Origin of the sequence: Fodinibius salsisoli (assembly GCF_026229185.1) — a bacterium.
GTDB classification, from domain to species: domain Bacteria; phylum Bacteroidota; class Rhodothermia; order Balneolales; family Balneolaceae; genus Fodinibius; species Fodinibius salsisoli.
In genome coordinates this window covers 1-17,204 of sequence record NZ_JAGGJA010000003.1, presented here as the reverse complement: position 1 = coordinate 17,204, position 17,204 = coordinate 1, and the positions used below count along the sequence as shown (strand labels likewise).

Sequence of the window (17,204 nt, the reverse complement as noted above, 5' to 3'; positions counted from 1 at the left end):
TAGCATTTATTTGACACCAAAGATACGATTTTATATTCAATTCACTTAACTTTGGGCAGAAATTTTTTATAGCCCTAAAATTTGGATAAATTCCGGGCTTAATCACGAATATTAAATACAAACATTACAATGACTTCAAACAAGTTCACAACACTATTCTCAGTATTTTGTGTCGCAACGGCACTCATGTTTACCGCATGTAATTCTAATTCAGGCTCGGTATCAACGGATGTCTCTCTGGAGACAAATATTGACAGTGTAAGCTATAGCCTGGGCTATCAAATTGCCGCTATGTCGCTCAAACGACAGGGAATGACCGATATCAACGCTGAAAAGTTTGCGAGCGGACTTAAAACGGCTCTCAGTGAAAGTGATTCTGCACAACTCTCCAATGCTGAAATGCAGCAGGTAGTACAGGCGTATCAAATGCAGGCTCGTCAACAGGCCCAGCAGAAACAACAACAAGAAGGACAAGCCAACAAAAAAGAAGGCGAAGAGTTTTTAGCTGAAAATAAAAATAATGAAGGCGTACAGGTTACCGATTCAGGTCTGCAGTATAAAGTACTGGAAGAAGGATCCGGCGTTTCTCCTGATTCTACTGATGAGGTTCGCGTTCATTACAAAGGTACGCTGCTGGATGGTACCGAATTCGATAGTTCTTACGAACGCGATGAGCCGGCTCAATTTCCACTCAACCAGGTTATTCCCGGCTGGACCGAAGGTGTACAGCTGATGGAAGAAGGAGCTACATATAAGTTCTGGGTACCCGGTGAGCTTGGATATGGCCCGAACCCTCGTCCTGGCGGCCCCATTGGTCCTAATGAATTACTGATCTTTGAGGTTGAGCTTCTGGAAGTAAATCCTGCTGACTCTGCTTCCGAGTAATTAAGCTAGGCTTATATATTTTACTATTACAACAAAAAGCATGGCAGCTGATGATAGCTTGCCATGCTTTTTTTATGTAAAGTATTTGTACGTAATGTTGATAGGAAATGATGGTGTTGTGCTGTTTATGTATGGCGATCATATAAAGACGTTTCTCTCTTTGAAGAAAAATTCCCCCTTCGAAGGGGCAAATGAATTCCGGCGACAGCCTGAAGAAACAGGGGGATGTTTGCCTATGCTTCATGAAAGCTTGCCAACCTCAAAACTTGGCTAAATCCCCCTAACCCCCTTTGTAAGGGGGAACTGGTGCCGGTTATACTATTTTATAATTCCAATTATTCCAGCTGCATATCTAAAAAGCAAGCTTCTGCCTCTCAAAACAGCACGAATTTCCTCCTTTGAAGGAGGCCAGGAGGATGTAAGCCCTTTAACATAATGTTGCAATCTTAATTTCTTAAATAGTAAGACTGTTATACAGCACCCCTGGTTCAAGTTTCCAACTTGGACTAGGTTTAGGATTATAATTTATTATTCCGTTGATAGACCCCGGTCTTCCCAACTCCCGATCAGCAAGATAATGAGAAGCGTACTGGCCCCAAGTCCCCAAACAACAACCGTAGCCAACGTCTGCCAAAAGTCACTCCCATCCATTATGATTAGAGGCGCCAATCCACCCATAGTTGTAATCGTTGTGATGAGGACCGCTCGCATCTTATGTTTATACACATACAGCCAGCTTCGCAACCCATGGACAGCCAGCTTTCGGCAGTATTCTTTTTCATGCATTAACAAGATCGAATTGTTAACAACTACCCCTACGCAAAGAAGAGTTCCGGCAATGGCGCCCCGGTCAAAGGCCAGGTCGTGGTAGAGCGTGCCCATCATCACGCCCAACAGACTAAGCGGCACGGCTAAGATTACAACCAGTGGATCAACCCAGGATTCCAGCAGTGCCGATACGATCATCCAGACACTAAGGATTGTAAGCCCCAGCAACAACAGCAAGTTTTGGGTATTCTGATCACTGTCAAAGCCAAAGATACTGCCGGTACCAAATTCCATAGCCATCCCCACAGGAACCGGTGTCTGTTCCAGTACACTCTCCACATATTCCCGGCCCAGCCGGTAAGGGCCCAGAAAATCTACACTGACCATACGTTGATAGGATTGATCCTCACGGCGAATCATCGACTGACTTTTCTCGCGTCCCAGCCGGGCTACCTCCTCCAGTGAAAATAAGGTGCTATCCAAAGGAGAGAATCGCTTCTCTTGCATCAACTCTGTACTTCTGTTTTGGCGGTTTTTATTACGCCCGATCAGGTACATCTGTTGTCCGTACAGTTCTACCTGTCCAAATGTATTCGTGGGGTTCACATCCAGCGAAATGGCCGAAAGGACCTCCCTCCGATTCAGTCCGCTGAGGGCCAGCTGCTGATCATCCAGCTGCAGGTAGTACTGGTACAGATCTTCACGGTTATACCAGTTGCCCGTGCCATGGATATCCACCTCCTGCACCCGGCGATTTTGCATGAGACGACCCCTCAGATCGCGGGCCAGACTCAACAACTCATCATACGAGTAGCCCGTTAGCGAAATACGATGGCTTGAAGAACTGTTGTTCAAACTGGTACTTATACCGTCACCGAGACCTCCCACCGAGATGGCAGAGTTATTTATTTTAGACGCGAGATACTTCGCTTCCTGATAAAAGATATAGGGCTCTGATCGGCTTAAATACTCATTTTTAATATAGAATATTAGTCGCGCCCCGCTATATTCTGATACCGTTGTTTCATAGAACGAAAAGGCCTCATCATAGGGCTTTGCAATGGTTTCATAGTTCCGGGCCATTTTATCGATCTCTTCCAGTGGGGTGCCTTGCGGGGTTCGAATGGTCACATATACCCGTTGTTGCTCTCCGGCCCCACCCCAGGGGCTACCGAAGTAGGTTTCATTAAAAAACTGATAGGTTATACCGCCAACCCAGGGATCGATATCATTGCGATTGTCAAAATAGACTTGGGTAAATTCCGGCCACGCCGTTCCCTCTTCCCATTCAGGCGTCTCAATGGCAAAGAGCGGGAGACCAATAGCAGCAACTAATCCCACATAGAAAAGCCAGCGAAGCTTATGCCTCCAGCTAAAGAGCAACAACAGATATCGCCTGGTTTTGTAGAAAAGGCCATTCTTTAATTGTGCCCGTTGGGATGACTCTTGACCTTCATTCCCGGGCACCAGCCAGATGAGAGCATACGGAATCCAGCTGAGGGCAATGAGTACCGAAGAGATTAAAGTAAAAGAAAGCGCCAGGGCAAGCGGCACCAAAAACAGCTGCAACTCTTCCATGGCAAAGAACAGCGGAATGAAAATGCCTACGGTGGTAAAGGTACTGCCCAGCACCGGCACCAGTGCACGTGGCAGTTGCTTTTGTACGTGGCAGATTCTATCCTCGCGCTCATCCGGCAAGCCCGGATTGACCTGTTCAAACACCACCACTGCATTGTCGATGATCATCCCAAGCGAGACCGTAAGTCCGGCAAGGGTTATAATATTCAAGGTATAACCTGCAAAATAGAGGATGCTCACGCTCATCAGCAACGAAAACAGGATACTGCCCAAAATAACAAAGGGCGCACGCAGCCGCCGGATAAAAAGAAGTAGTACAATGAAAACGGCCAATAAACTTAGCACCGCCTGGTACTGCAAGTTCCCATACTGCTCGCGCAACTCCTCCGTAGCATCCTGCTCCAGCTGGATAGTCATATCGGACGGCACCACCTGTGATACCTGATTCATCTCGGTGCGAATACGCTCAGCCAATCCAATAGCATCGGCCCCGCTTTCTTTGACGAACTCCACGCTCAGCGCGGGACTCCCATTGATGCGCTTCAGGCTCTTGGCGGGAAAATCCTGGATGCTCACCTCCGCTACATCGGCCAAACGGATCGTTCGCTGGCTGCCCGGTATCGGCAACCGAAGCTGACGGATGGTTATTATCTCCGAAAATTGTGGCTCCACCAGCATGCTGATACGCCGGCCCGACGACTCCACATAGCCCGAGGAGCGCCACTCCAACTTCTCCCGGATACTGCTCAACACTTGCCGAGGATTGATATTGTAGCGCTCCAGCAGGTCGGTGTCAAACTCTATGGTCAGCGCTGGCTCGCGTGCACCGTTGATCGCCACTTCGCCTACGCCTTCGAGGCCCAACAACGGAAGTTTGATATTTTGGCGGACATACTCCAACAGCTGCCGCACCGGACGATCACCGCTGACAGAATAGACGATAAAAGTCTGCATATCCTGCAGCTCTTCGGGCACCCGGCGGCTGATGGATGGCTGACGCACATTGGCGGGCAATGACTCCTGCAGTGAAATAAGATACTCCTGCAGCTCTACCTTGCGGTATTCCACCGGGGCATTACGGTTAAAGGTGATGGTGACGGTTGCTTGCCCCTCCCGCGAGATTGATTCAATACGTTCCACATCGCGTAGACGATTGGCGGCCTGCTCCACCTTGCGGGTCACTTCCTGCTCCATCACTTCCGGTGAGGTACTACCCCAGCCGTAGCTGACGGTTATGGACGGCAGGCTCAGGTCCGGGGACATCTCCAGTGCAATGTTCTGCCAGGCTACTACACCAATAACAACTACCAGCAAGTAGCTGAGCGAGATGAAGTAACGTCTGTGGAAAAGTCTTGATAACATACTGGAAATATAGGCGGGTACGGGGAAATGTCAAAGATAAAGGAAGGATAAATATTAAGTTGACCAGTTATTATATACTGTTATTTATTGGTTGATAGTTTAAAAAGCCAAATTAACAAACTTAGTAAAATTGCCTTTTGTAAAAATATAGGTAAAGGATTACCAGATAAATAACCAAGTTGGCAATTCTGTTCGGTAAAAATTAAAATATTTAACAATGCTATAATTAGTCCTGGAAAAGTCAAAATAGAGCCTACAAGACTTCCAATTTTATTAGTACCAGGTATCAAAATCATGCCTACAACTAACAATTCTAAAATAGTCAGTATAACTTTGTAAAGAAGGTATGATTCTGAAGAACTCTGTATAAAAATAAGATCATTTTCAGTAAAAATATTAGCAAAAGAAGATATCAAAAAATAACATCCAACTATTACTCTTAAATATATCATTTAAATATTCAACCTATATTTTATGATTGAATACCTTTTATCCCTGTATGACAACGTATACAAACTGTTATTATGCACGGATATCCTTTTAGACATGACGGGGAGATTAAGACTTTTTATAAAATTTTTGGAATTCTTATCAATAACCAAAATTTCTTTTGTATTATCTGATTTTTCAATCTCCTCAGCCAGCTTACCGGTCATTGCATTTGCTAATTGGCGAAAAGGTCCTGCATCAAATTTTTTGCCTGAGAATAAAATATAAATATGTTGGTCATCCGTACTTATATCCAAGGTAGCTTCCGGGTATTTTCCATGATCCGGAGCCGCATATCCCTTCTCGTATTCTACCTCAGGAAAAGGCAAATCATAAGGAACGGATAACGTATCTGCTTTTCCCTCTGTAGAAAGCATGGGAACCATAGAACCAAAATAGAATCCCATATAAACGGCATCCCGATCAGCAAACATCGGTCCCTGATTAAGTAAGGGATTCTCCGCAATTGGTCTCAGACTTTCAAAGTTATTTATTCTTATCCGTGACATTACTTTGCTCCCAATTCGATTATTTCTAAGAGGATAAAGTGCTGCTACAGACTCATCATTAAAAGCCTTCTTGGCAACAACCGTCGTATCAGTCAGTATCAAAGCTGCACTAATTGCCTGATCTTCTGCCACTACATCAGCCACATAGTTTAACTTATTATCAAAAATAATTCCTTTTCGCTGTCCTACATCCCAGACCCAAATGGAATCTGTCCCCATCTTAGAAATATATTTCAATCCATTTTGAGAGAGCTCCCCCGGTCCCCGGCCTGAACGTCGGGTGGCAATCACTTTCTTATTCTTGATATCATGCAGACTTAAAACCGCGTCTCCGTTACCCAGTTCGACCGTTAATATAGTATCTTCACCAAGCACGTAAAATGCAGAGGGAGTATAGATATTCTCGTGATAGCTATATACTTCTTCAAGTTCTTGACAGATACCGGATTGAATAGTAGAAAGTCCTATGATTAATAATAAAATTATTCTCATCCTTTATAATTATTTTAAAGGCCCCCATCATCACATGAGGACCTTTATTTAAAATTATTTACACTTTGTCTTACAGGTTGAATCACTACCCCAGCATCCTAAGAAGCCCTTTCTTTTACCATGGATTATTTCATCAACTCCATCGTCTCCACATGGTTCTTCTACATTATAAACTTCATTTACTTCGTAATTTTGAGCTGATAACTCAGCTTCAGGTAGCATAAACAATCCCAAACTAAATATTGAGCATATAACTGCTATTAAAATTGACTTAATATCAAAATTAAACCCATTTATCTTTACCATAACTTTTCTCCGTTTAATTAGAATTAATAAGCTATAAAAACACTAATTAATTCTATAGGCTATGGCTTCAAAAAATTCTTAAACTTTTACTTAAATTATTTCTTAACATTTCTCTTCCCTATAATCAGTTGGAGAGCATCCTTCATATTTTTTAAAAAGCATCGTAAATGCGGAAAGACTGTTGAATCCTAAGCCAAGTGCAATCATCGTAATTGAAATATCCTCTCTAATCAGTTTTTTAGCCAACTTTATCCGGTGATCTAACCAGTACTGTTTAGGGGTCATTCCTACATAGTATTTAAACTTTCCTGAAAAATTATTCCCATTCAGGTGGCACTGTTTTTTCATCCAGCGAACCGATAATTTTGGATCAAACAAATGATCCCGTATACACTCAACTGCTCTGTGTACCCCGTGGGGCCATTCAGGATCAGGGTTTACAATAGCACAACAATAATCTTCCAAATTCTTCTGTATATTATTTTGATTGCTCATTTTTACCAACCTCTCATGTCTATTTCTATGCTTATATATGAATAATTTTAGCTAATAAGGTTTTCTCTTGTAGTCATATTTATTTATCCTCTCTATGTGGCAAGAGTATATAATAACAATTTTGTTATTATATTTTAAATATATGGACTATAAGATCTATCTAAAAAAGCTAAGATAGCGCAGGAAGTTCAATCAAAGGGACAACAGGAATGGATAAAACTGTTACTCTCCCAACCCGTATGCTCTTATTTCGGCCTCTTCGGTTACCGAAGATACGCTGGTTGGTAAAGTCAATATCAAAAATAGGCACCAGATTTACCTCCTCTGAAACTAACCGGTTCCTTCGGCTGAGTTCCCCTTTATCCGTAAATTCATGTATCCACAAATTACTGGATTTATCCTTAAAAACTTTCTTTCCTAATAATAAATATAAGTAGCCATCATCATTGCTTGCCCCCCGATACATAGGTATCAAGGCTTATCCTGTCTATACCTCTCATTCGCTCAAATACATCAAAAAAGTGAGTGAAAATGGAATCCATTTCGGTCGTTTCAGGTATATCCTGCTCCATCACTTCCGGTGAGGTACTGCCCCAGCCCTAGCTGACGGTTATGGACGGCAGGCTCAGGTCCGGGGACATCTCCAGCGCAATGTTCTGCCAGGCTACTACACCAATCACCACGACCAGCAAGTAGCTGAGCGAGATGAAGTAACGTCTGTGGAAGAGTCTTGATAGCATACGGGTAAGATAGTTAGTTCGACCGAAATATCAAGAATTGCAACTTGAGGTGATTCTCCCCTCCGGCCGCTGAATTTGCGGTACGACGGCTTCGGCTAAACTTGGTGGCTTTTATCATTCGAATTTCAAATTCTGCCCTAACTCCCCATCGGTGGCAAACCCAGCCGTCGGATGGGTTTGCTACCTGTACCCGGCTGTTAGTAACCTTATCACAAAGGCCACTCTGCCCTGTATAACTCGCCATCCAGCGCATCGGAAAAAAATATGCAGGATCCATTGGTAGATATATTACATCTACTTGTCATTCTAAAAATTTATGGAAAACTATCCTTAAATTATTAACAATAAGACACCTTTTATTTTCATCTAACTAATAATGTAAGTCAATAAACATTAATTGATAGTAATCATCAATTCTAAAATTAATGCCATAAATTCGATTATCATGTCCGGCAAGGGGGTAAAACTCATGAGGTGCTTTAATGTATTTTATCTCTTCTGACTTTTGATCGATATATATCATCATTCCATTTTCTTCTGCTGGATAAAAAATACGCAGCATGATTTTATTTTCATGTACCCAAAGTCCTGAAAATAAAGGTAGCCTTTCACTATTCTCTAATACTGATAACTGTCGTTCATCCTGATTTAAATCAAGACGTTCTTTCATGAAGCTTAAATAATAGCGTTTATTCAACCGCTTAGGGAATTTGGCATATTTCAGCACTTTATGCTCGCCAGTCCTCAAGTTGTATTTGTTAATAGATGATTGATATGACATCATGTAATAAAACCAATCTCCATCTACATCCCACAAAGTATTGCTTAAAAAAATATTAGGTAAATACAACGTAAACTCTGGATAAATAACTTTTTGCCTCTTATTACCAGGTATCTCCAAAAGTTGTTCTTCGGTATTAAAATCTTCATCAAGACGGTAAAGAAGAAAACTATTATCCGGAGTCTGGAATCCTTCCGTTTGATTATATACTCCGTAATTAGCTTTTTCTGTTACATAAATGCTATGCAAAGAGTGTTTAGGGGGATTTTTATATGGAAAAGTGTCAACATACCTTAATTCGTCATTAAAAAATTCATAAACTGTAATTCTGAATAAAAGCATATCTAACAAAAAGATTCGTCCATCGTCGCTGACATGAAGTTGAGTAATATTTAGAAATTCTTCAGGACCTCGCCCTTCCCTTCCCACAGTAGATAGAACTTCACCTTTTTTGTTCAGCAGCATAATGGATTTATTTGCATCATCTACTACGACCAAATAACCGTTATTTTGTAAAACCTTGACTCTGTGAGGTTGTTGGATTGAAGATGATATGGGAATATTTTCAGAAGAAACGCTTATCTCTGCAAATCTATTCTTAAGGTTTTCTATATAGGGATCAGTCGTTTTTTCTTGAGATGGGGTTTCTCTTTTGCAGGATATAATTTGGAATAATAGAATTACTACTATAAGTCGTTTTATTGAATAAAATTTCAAAACATTATGTCTTATACCTGTAAATCCATTTTAAATAAATTTACAGGTATTTTAATATTTAGCAAGTAATGCCAGAGCATTGAGCAACGCAACATTCAAGTTGTCGATCACAAGTAGAAGTATTACCACAATGTCCATAACATACAGCAGCATAGCATGCTTGTGCTATATCATAACACACCTGACAACCGCTGCTACCTCCCCACTCCCAGCTATAACATTCTTCATTTCATCACGATTTAGCACATCCTCTTCTTTGATGTCCATTACGTTAAGTGTTTTCATAATCTCCTCTATTTGATTAGATGTTGGATTTTTAATCTGCGTGTGAAGGGAAAATCTAAGTCATCTAATGTCCCTCATTTCCATTGGAAATGGTAAATAATAGTAGATCAATTACTTCTACAATAATAATCCTGGTGGCTCTTCGCTTAACAAATCATCTTAACATTTTGCTGCTATACCTGTTTAGGAGTTTATTCTAACTGTTGAGCAATATTATTGTAAAAGGGAATCGATAAATGTACTCTGTGAATCCAGAAGCAAAATAGACAGTATCACCTTTAACCTACATTGATTCTGAAGGAACGCGTATGGAACCAGATCTTCCCGATACAATCTTCTCCTTTGTCATAAATTCTATGGCTTCTTACAAGCGGTAGCTGCCCTCCTTGGGTTATTTCACAAAGGCCATTCTGCTCTATATAACTCGCCATCCAGCGCATCGGAAAAATATATATAAGATCCATCTGTGGATATGGTAAAAGTTAGGCCCAACAAATCGTTATCCATTTCCGGGAAAGAAACAGCCGTAACTTGCTGACCGTCATTCGGCACCCAGGCCACGGTCACCGGCTGGTCTTCGAGGGTATTGAGCAGGATGGCGACTCCTTTTTCGTTGGCAGACATCCTGCGGCCGTAGATAAACTCCAAGAGAAAATCATCCCTGTTGATGCGCCTCCTGTTCTCTTCGAACAACCGGTCAAACAGATCTTCTATGGCAGGAATTTTAATGCCCTGTTGCCAAATTAGCTCTCCGTCATGGGAATATTTTTCCAGCACAGCGGTCGTCTGCTGCAGGGAAAAGATGCCTGACTGATTACTTCCAAGGAGTACCTCGTTTTGCTGGCCCGCCGGAATTCTGCCCGAAGAAATAGCTTTGCGTGCTGCCTCGGGATTATAATTAGCATACTTACTAACTGATTTGCCAAAATGTTGAATGTCTTTTGTTTTTATGTCCACCAGCGTAAACAAAGATCCCTTTTTTCCACCGGATCCAATAACAAACTGCTGTGGATTTATGACTTCTACTCTGGTGGGTGAATCGGGAAATCCCTCAAAGGTTATGGGATGGTCTTCCAGCCAATTTCCTTCACGGTCATATTCAATAAATTTAGTACTGCTGTAATCAAAGATCCAATATCCCTCACTGAACTCCCAAAAGCTAAATACATCAAGAAATTCTCCCGGTCCCCGGCCTCTGCTGCCAAAGGAAAGCCGTTCATTCCCTTCAGAATCAAGTTTAAAGATTTTTTCGAGTCCGTAATCATATACCAATAATCCATCGGATATGGCCTTTATCTCAGAGGGGGCTCGAACTTCCTGTAAAGAATCACCCGGAACCAGTAACGACATCCCGCTGACTTCCTTTTCTTCTAAAGGAAGAAGATCAATATTTTCTTGAGAAGTACAACCAGCGGTTAACATCCCTATAACCATAATAAGCAGCATCAGCTGAGATATTGCACGCCAGCAAAAGCTTTGATACCCATACTGCTGAATTTTTAAATAGTACATACACTTAAAGTCAGCCATTCATCATTTTAAACTTTCAAGTTTACAACCTTCAACTTTATAAATAAGAGCTTAAAAATCCTATTTTATAAAGAGATGAGTTTCGACATCAACATTTATGCAAGGCAACAGAGGCTACATGTACATAGACCCAATTCATCGCATTTCTCACAGGGATTTTGATTTGGACAATCCGGTGCTGATGAATTACAGGATGCACTACCACTCCCGGCCATCAGTTTTTTCATTTCCGAACGTCCGAGTGGGTGTCCAAAATTTAGGGAATCCATAATATTTACTGTTTTATTTATTTTTTGATTAGACTTGATTTATCCCATCCCGACAGTATTTGGGAAAGGAAAGGGACAAGTTGTGTTAACCCTTATCGCTTCGTCCCGAAAAGATTCGGGAGGAAGCAAGCTCTTCGTCTTCAGAGAAAATCCTTTTGCTTAATTCTTTGTTGTAGTTTTCCTTGCTATTACCCCCTCTATACGGCCGACTCGTACGACCGGTACATCTCGCTTATCGATGATATAAAATCTATCATCCTTGTCTTTCCAGATATTCGTTATCAATGCTTTTTGTTCTGTTCCTGCAAATGTAAATTTTTCCAATAGTCCGACACCTTCTAACTTTCCTTCCTCATTAAAAACTTCTACCACCGTCTTTCTCTTGCCATTCTGTAGCTGCGAACTCAAATGGATCAATCGTCCATCATTCATTTCAAATATGCCCAAACTTTCACTTTTAAGATAAGCCGAGACTGATTTTGTTCTTTCATCTGTATATACCACTATTGTCATGTTTCCTTCCCTGTCGGAATCAATCTCTAACGGTTTTCCAGGAAGTAGATGGCCCCGAAGGGTTTGAGCTAACGTCCACCCCTTAACTCCTGCCCGATACTTGAACAGGCGACCTGCATAAAGAGGAGGAGCATACCATATATTACCCTCTTCGTCAGGCCAAAAATGACCTGAGTTAACCGTATTTGCATATAGTTTCGTAAAATCGCCCGGCAAATTCATCATGCTATCAATACGTCCAAATGAAGCAGTATGTGTAAAAGTACTATCATAGAGATGAAATAGTGTGGATTGTCTAAAGAGCTCTTCCTGTTCCTTTGTGCCGGGAATTTCGCGCTCTTTATGGAGCAATAAATAGTGCTGCTTATCCAGCTGACGAAAATATTGAGACCATATCATTTCTCCTTCTGCAGGTGCATAGTTCGATAGTACCTCACCGGTATTCGAAAAGCGTGTGACCCGTTTGTTATTGGCATCAATAGTCATTAACTCCTGCTTATTATTTATTTCGATCGCATTGATAACGCCAAATTCCCCTGGTCCAGCTCCCGCTCTTCCAATAGAACGCAGGAAGTTTCCATCCGCATCAAATACCTGTACCGCAGATTGTTTACGATCTGCAATATAGATATTCCCTACCCTGTCGGTCCTTACTCCCGCTGGAGATACCAGCAAGGGTTCTTCTGAGTTTTGCTCATCATCAATAAGCAATTCCTCCTCAAAGTGTGGGGACAGGGAGTCGGGTCCTGCAGTCTGTTCTTGTTTTTCCTTAGTACACTCAGTTAACATAAACAAAATACTGAGACACAATAAAAAACTGATACTTTTTTGTTCAAAAAATGAATTAAAGCAGTATATAAAGTTATCACAGTTTTTCTTAAACATATCAACTAATATTCTATATTAAGGTCAAGCAAATTGTAAGCTTCCCCATATTTCGGACCACTCAAAAGTAGAGGGTTTCGGTTAAGGTAGTAGTTCTACCGGTGTTTTGTACCCCAGCGATTTGTGGGGTCGGTTGTGGTTATAATCGTATTTCCATTCCCAGCGTTTTTGCCGCTCACAGGTATTGAGCTTAATGGACTGCATTCCCTGGATGAGCTGAATGACCTTGCTTTGGTCGTTGGAAGAAATACCGAACCGCTGGTAGTCGAGCTCTCGGCGTTTTTCAAAAATACCAGCACCCAACCCACATAGAGGACGCTGCTAATTAAGAAGACTGTAAAGATCAGCATATGATAATAGGCCAGTACCAGGGAAAACACCAGCAAGTTCATAAATGAAAAGAGCGTGCTAAGCGTCTGGTTGGTCAGAAAATCCTGAATCCGTCGGTGATCCTCCATCCGTTGCATGATATCCCCGGTCATCTTCGTATCGAAAAACTCCATCGGCAACTTCATCAGCTTAATTAGGAAATCCGATAGAATAGAGATATTAATGCGGGTGCTCATATGCAATAGTATCCACGAACGGATAAACTCCACCCCCGTGCGACCCGCAAAAAGCATGATCTGTGCGGCCAGAATAATGTAAATAAAATTCAGATCGCGGGTCTGAATTCCAATGTCCACCACCGCCTGGGTGAGGAATGGGAAAATAAGCTGCAGTATGCTGCCGGCCGCCAGCCCCAGCGCCAGTTGAAACAACAATTTTTTGTATGGCATGACATACTGAACCAGCAGGCTGAAATTCATCTGTCCCGCCTCTTCATCATCCAGCTCATAAAATTTCGGGGTGGTATGCAACAAAAGCGCTATACCGGTACGTTCACCGTTCGTCTTTGCATTCAACCAATGTTGCAGAAAATCTTTTTTTGGCAAGCTTACCTTTCCCTTCGCCGGATCAGCGATATAAACTTTGTCGCGCTTAATACGATACACCACCACGAAGTGCTCTTGATCCCAGTACCCGATGCAAGGCAGCGGAGCCTGTTCCTTCAGCTGCTGCCAGGTAATCTTGGCACCCACCGTTCGGAAACCAATACTCTCGGCCGCCTCACTGATACCGAGAAGTGACACCCCTTCACGATTGATGCCGCTCCGGTTGCGCAGGGTCTCCATGGTATAGCTTCGCCCGTAATGCTTGGCCACCATGCGCAGACAGGTAGGACCGCAGTCCAAGGCGTCGTACTGACGGTAAATTTTAAAACTGCCCATGATTTTAATTAACAATTATTAGAGGAAGAATACTATATTCAATATTTAAAAGTTATACGCCCTAATGCCAGTCCCATTGAATAAAGGTGTATAAATACGATTCTTGTTGAAGTCAATATCCAAATAGTAGGAGAGGTCATTATCAGATATTATTTTATACCTTTGAATTAATTTTCCTTTTGGGCTGAATTGATGTATCCATACTGGACGGTTAGGGACAGGAGCAAAATGGTTCGTATATGTAACTAGGTATAGATCACCATTTGGACTATTTGTCCCACTCACATAGTTTCGGACTGGTAACAAATGATCTGATCTTTTCATAATTACATGGGCTAAATCAATTACAAGGGAATCAACTTCCGGAGTTAACGATATTTCACGCTCCCATATTTTCTTACCTGAAAGATCATATTTAGCAATTTTCGAAATCGAACTGTATATCAGGAACAATTCATTGGAGTTTGTTTGATCATTTATAGGAAATACTCTATGCAAGTCTCGTGCGGGGATTTTCCTATTTTCAAGAGCAAATTGAATTTCCTGATCTTCAATTATGGGCTCAAAGTTTTCAGGTATTTCCCCAATGTTTGCCAAATGATTTCCATGCCAGTCAAACAATTGATAGAGTGACTGACCTTGGGTATGAGAGGGAAGCAATACTTTCCCACTGAGTGTTATAAACGGTTCATTATAATTGTCATGAAGTGCGGGTGGAGAGGGGAGTTTACCATTATTATATTCTTCATTTAAAATGAGTTCACCATAGTCTAGGGAAGAAATATAGTTTCCTTTTCTATCATACTTATTTATTAAATAAAGAGACCTATCTACTATATAAAGATGATCCTCCGTGATATAAAAATTTTCAACTGCCTGCAGTTCTCCAGGTCCACGCCCTTTTCCACCGTATTTAACAACAACTTCCCCATTATTATTTATTTCTAGTACTTTTTGTTGAGCGAGATCAAAGGCTAAAAGATGATCATTCTCTCCGTCATACTTAATTCTGACCGGTAACTTTAACTTGTTCTTCCTCAAATCAAATTTTTCATATGATTCAATAATAGAAACCTCTATATCGCTATATCTAGATTTATCTGATGACTCATTATTGCAACTTACAAATACAATAAAAAAGGCAACAATTAACAGTAAAGAGTCTGAATAAAATTGTCGACGATATAAAATCATATTAACTCTCATATATAATATAGGATGTAAATATATTATCAATAATAGTAACACTCGTCGTAAACAAAAATGAGTATAGCAGGCAATATGAACTTTAGATACATAATGCCTGCTATATAACTTACCTAGCTTTATTAATTCACGATTCTCAGCACATAGTACCACACTCAGATAAGCTTGCATCATCACATGTCCAGCCCGATTCGCATCCATTATAGTATGCACAACCATATACATATTGATGACAACAACTGCATGTACCATCTTTACAACATCTTACATGGTTATATTCTCCATCTCCACTCCCAGCCATCAGCTTCTTCATTTCAGAACGGCCTAACGCTTGACCCAAATTTGTAAAATTAAAGATTCCTTTCTTCATAATATTCTCCTATTCTTGAAATTTTGATTTGCTTATTAATTTTTAAGGGAAGAGAAATTATCTCATCCCCGATTGTTCCTGATCTATGATCGGTACAATTTCTTGCTCCGTTGCAACTATTTTTTGTTGAGCATTTTTTCTTGTACAAACTCCTCAGCAAGTGATGGTATCATTCCCATTAGATCTTCAATCTGATACTCTCGTGGCAGCTTATAACCATTAATATAAAACGTCGGAGTTGCTTTTATACCAGCTTTATTCATCCATTGGGAGTGTTTTGAAGTTAGGCCGAACTTTTTTTGTACTTGGGCCATTGGATACTGTTGCTTAAATAACTCTAAATCCATATCAGATTTATTATACCAGTTGAATAACAATTGTTCAGTTTGGTCCGACTCATCCGGTAGACCTTGAATATGCTTCTGCCAATAAGCAATCATATAATTACTGTTTGACAGAATATTAGTATCATCCTTTTCTTCCCCACTTTCTCCGAAACGAAGGAGTAAGCTAACTTTCTCAGGATAAATAGATACTAAATCTGAAGTTTGATTAAATCCGTCCCGGCATGGTCCACAACTCAAACTGGCCGCCATGAGAATTCGCACCGGCGCCTGCGGGTTTCCGATAATCATTTCCTGCCTGAATGGTGTGGTATCCACGCGATCTTGTTGGAATAATAAGCTGGTAAATACATCCGGATTATATTTGATCCGATTGGCCATTATTTCCTTACGTTCGGATTTTTCAGCGTTCTTAAGGATATTTTTTACCAGTACCAATGACCGCAACCAGGAATAGTGTCAAGATAACAGACGATGTACTAATAATTTCAAAAGAAATCATTCCTTCGCTGTACATATAGCCAAAAAGAGCTGCCTGAATGATTAGGATCCCATCCACAATAAGACACAAACGACACCAAGTTTCAGCCTTTACCTTCTGATAATAAAATGAGTAAATAACTGCGGGAATAGCGAGTACACTCAGCAAAGCTAGGACTCCATAATAAGAGACTATACTACCAGATAATGGTATAAACAGACCAATCATCAATGTCTGAAACAGGAAGTAACTTGACGCTGCATCAGAGAGGGTGATCCCACCGAATATATTTGCCTCCTCAGAACTTAGAATCCTGTCACAGTTGGTCTTCCGTCCGGTATTACAGAATGCTTCCACCCGATCGTAGGTAATCCCAATATCCTTAGCAATAAGCAGGTAACCTGTGGTCGTTCCTCCAAGTGCCGTAAGAAGGAGGAATCCATACATCCATGACATAGCTGGAATGCTAGTCAAAAGTATAAGTCCGATCAGAGCTGTCAACAAAATACCAGTCATGACCCGCTGAAACGTTTCATTTGCCCGTTGCTTTTCATTTTTCGGGTCGCCAATGGTATCGGTCGGTTCGGCTTTTAGTATGATAGCCTGTTCTCCGGCCCCTTTGTCACGCGGGTCCTGCCTCCCATTGACAGGGAAGTTTCGCTGTCCCCTGACAATGATAGGCTCCCTGCTGTCTTCATCAGACCAAAACAGGTAGGGGGATTCCACCCTATCGAGATCTTCTTTTTTTATACGAGCTGCTTTGTAATTGATACCCAGCCGTTCCAAAGTATCCGCGATACTTGGAGTTGCTACATTTTGGTAGACACCCGGTTAAGTCATAGATTGTGGCTGTTAATTTATACCTAATAGATCATGAGTAACAAACAAACCCGACGTAGCTTCAGCAAAGAGTTTAAGTTAGATGTTA

15 protein-coding genes and 1 pseudogene are annotated in these 17,204 nt (G+C 41.3%); 2 read left to right on the top strand and 14 right to left on the bottom strand.

Going from position 1 to position 17,204, the window contains the following annotated elements; translation table 11 throughout:
- Positions 1 to 129 precede the first annotated feature (129 nt).
- Both J6I44_RS04905 and J6I44_RS04900 read left to right on the top strand, forming a co-directional pair.
- A complete protein-coding gene (locus J6I44_RS04905) occupies positions 130 to 885 on the top strand; it encodes an FKBP-type peptidyl-prolyl cis-trans isomerase (protein WP_265764882.1) in 756 nt (251 codons plus the stop codon).
- Between the two features lie 40 nt (positions 886 to 925).
- Positions 926 to 1,159, top strand: coding sequence for a hypothetical protein (locus tag J6I44_RS04900; RefSeq protein ID WP_265764880.1), 234 nt, complete (start codon positions 926 to 928; stop codon positions 1,157 to 1,159).
- A gap of 254 nt (positions 1,160 to 1,413) precedes the next feature.
- On the opposite strand, the gene J6I44_RS04895 is transcribed toward J6I44_RS04900, so the two are convergent.
- The 14 genes and pseudogenes from J6I44_RS04895 to J6I44_RS04835 form a co-directional block, all read right to left on the bottom strand.
- Positions 1,414 to 4,593, bottom strand: coding sequence for an efflux RND transporter permease subunit (locus tag J6I44_RS04895; RefSeq protein WP_265764879.1), 3,180 nt, complete (start codon positions 4,591 to 4,593; stop codon positions 1,414 to 1,416).
- Positions 4,594 to 4,673: 80 nt separating this feature from the next.
- Positions 4,674 to 5,045 carry a hypothetical protein gene (locus tag J6I44_RS04890; protein WP_265764878.1) on the bottom strand — a complete coding sequence of 124 codons (372 nt, stop codon included), beginning with the start codon at positions 5,043 to 5,045 and terminating at the stop codon, positions 4,674 to 4,676.
- Positions 5,046 to 6,083 carry a hypothetical protein gene (locus tag J6I44_RS04885; RefSeq protein WP_265764877.1) on the bottom strand — a complete coding sequence of 346 codons (1,038 nt, stop codon included), beginning with the start codon at positions 6,081 to 6,083 and terminating at the stop codon, positions 5,046 to 5,048.
- 54 nt (positions 6,084 to 6,137) lie between these two features.
- The gene (locus J6I44_RS04880) at positions 6,138 to 6,389 is read right to left on the bottom strand and encodes a hypothetical protein (protein WP_265764876.1); all 252 of its coding nucleotides are present in this window, start codon (positions 6,387 to 6,389) and stop codon (positions 6,138 to 6,140) included.
- Positions 6,390 to 6,491: 102 nt separating this feature from the next.
- Complete coding sequence (locus J6I44_RS04875) at positions 6,492 to 6,884, bottom strand: helix-turn-helix transcriptional regulator (protein WP_265764875.1); 393 nt, start codon at positions 6,882 to 6,884, stop codon at positions 6,492 to 6,494.
- A 753-nt stretch (positions 6,885 to 7,637) separates the two neighbouring features.
- Positions 7,638 to 7,901, bottom strand: a complete 264-nt coding sequence (locus J6I44_RS04870) for a hypothetical protein (protein ID WP_265764874.1) — start codon at positions 7,899 to 7,901, stop codon at positions 7,638 to 7,640.
- 93 nt (positions 7,902 to 7,994) lie between these two features.
- Positions 7,995 to 9,122, bottom strand: a complete 1,128-nt coding sequence (locus tag J6I44_RS04865; protein WP_265764873.1) for a 6-bladed beta-propeller — start codon at positions 9,120 to 9,122, stop codon at positions 7,995 to 7,997.
- 681 nt (positions 9,123 to 9,803) lie between these two features.
- Entirely contained in the window at positions 9,804 to 10,937 is a 1,134-nt protein-coding gene (locus J6I44_RS04860; RefSeq protein WP_265764870.1) for a TolB-like 6-bladed beta-propeller domain-containing protein, read from the bottom strand.
- Positions 10,938 to 11,365: 428 nt separating this feature from the next.
- Entirely contained in the window at positions 11,366 to 12,508 is a 1,143-nt protein-coding gene (locus tag J6I44_RS04855) for a 6-bladed beta-propeller (RefSeq protein WP_265764869.1), read from the bottom strand.
- A gap of 177 nt (positions 12,509 to 12,685) precedes the next feature.
- Positions 12,686 to 12,808, bottom strand: coding sequence for an integrase core domain-containing protein (locus J6I44_RS20795; protein WP_350356676.1), 123 nt, complete (start codon positions 12,806 to 12,808; stop codon positions 12,686 to 12,688).
- 128 nt (positions 12,809 to 12,936) lie between these two features.
- Positions 12,937 to 13,812, bottom strand: a pseudogene (locus J6I44_RS04850) (cysteine peptidase family C39 domain-containing protein); the annotation flags it as partial.
- Between the two features lie 108 nt (positions 13,813 to 13,920).
- Positions 13,921 to 15,333 (bottom strand): NHL repeat-containing protein, encoded by a 1,413-nt coding sequence (locus J6I44_RS04845; protein WP_265764867.1) that lies wholly within the window; start codon positions 15,331 to 15,333, stop codon positions 13,921 to 13,923.
- 234 nt (positions 15,334 to 15,567) lie between these two features.
- Positions 15,568 to 16,113 (bottom strand): thioredoxin domain-containing protein, encoded by a 546-nt coding sequence (locus J6I44_RS04840; protein ID WP_265764866.1) that lies wholly within the window; start codon positions 16,111 to 16,113, stop codon positions 15,568 to 15,570.
- A gap of 94 nt (positions 16,114 to 16,207) precedes the next feature.
- Positions 16,208 to 17,062, bottom strand: a complete 855-nt coding sequence (locus J6I44_RS04835; protein ID WP_265764865.1) for a vitamin K epoxide reductase family protein — start codon at positions 17,060 to 17,062, stop codon at positions 16,208 to 16,210.
- Between the last annotated feature and the right edge of the window lie 142 nt (positions 17,063 to 17,204).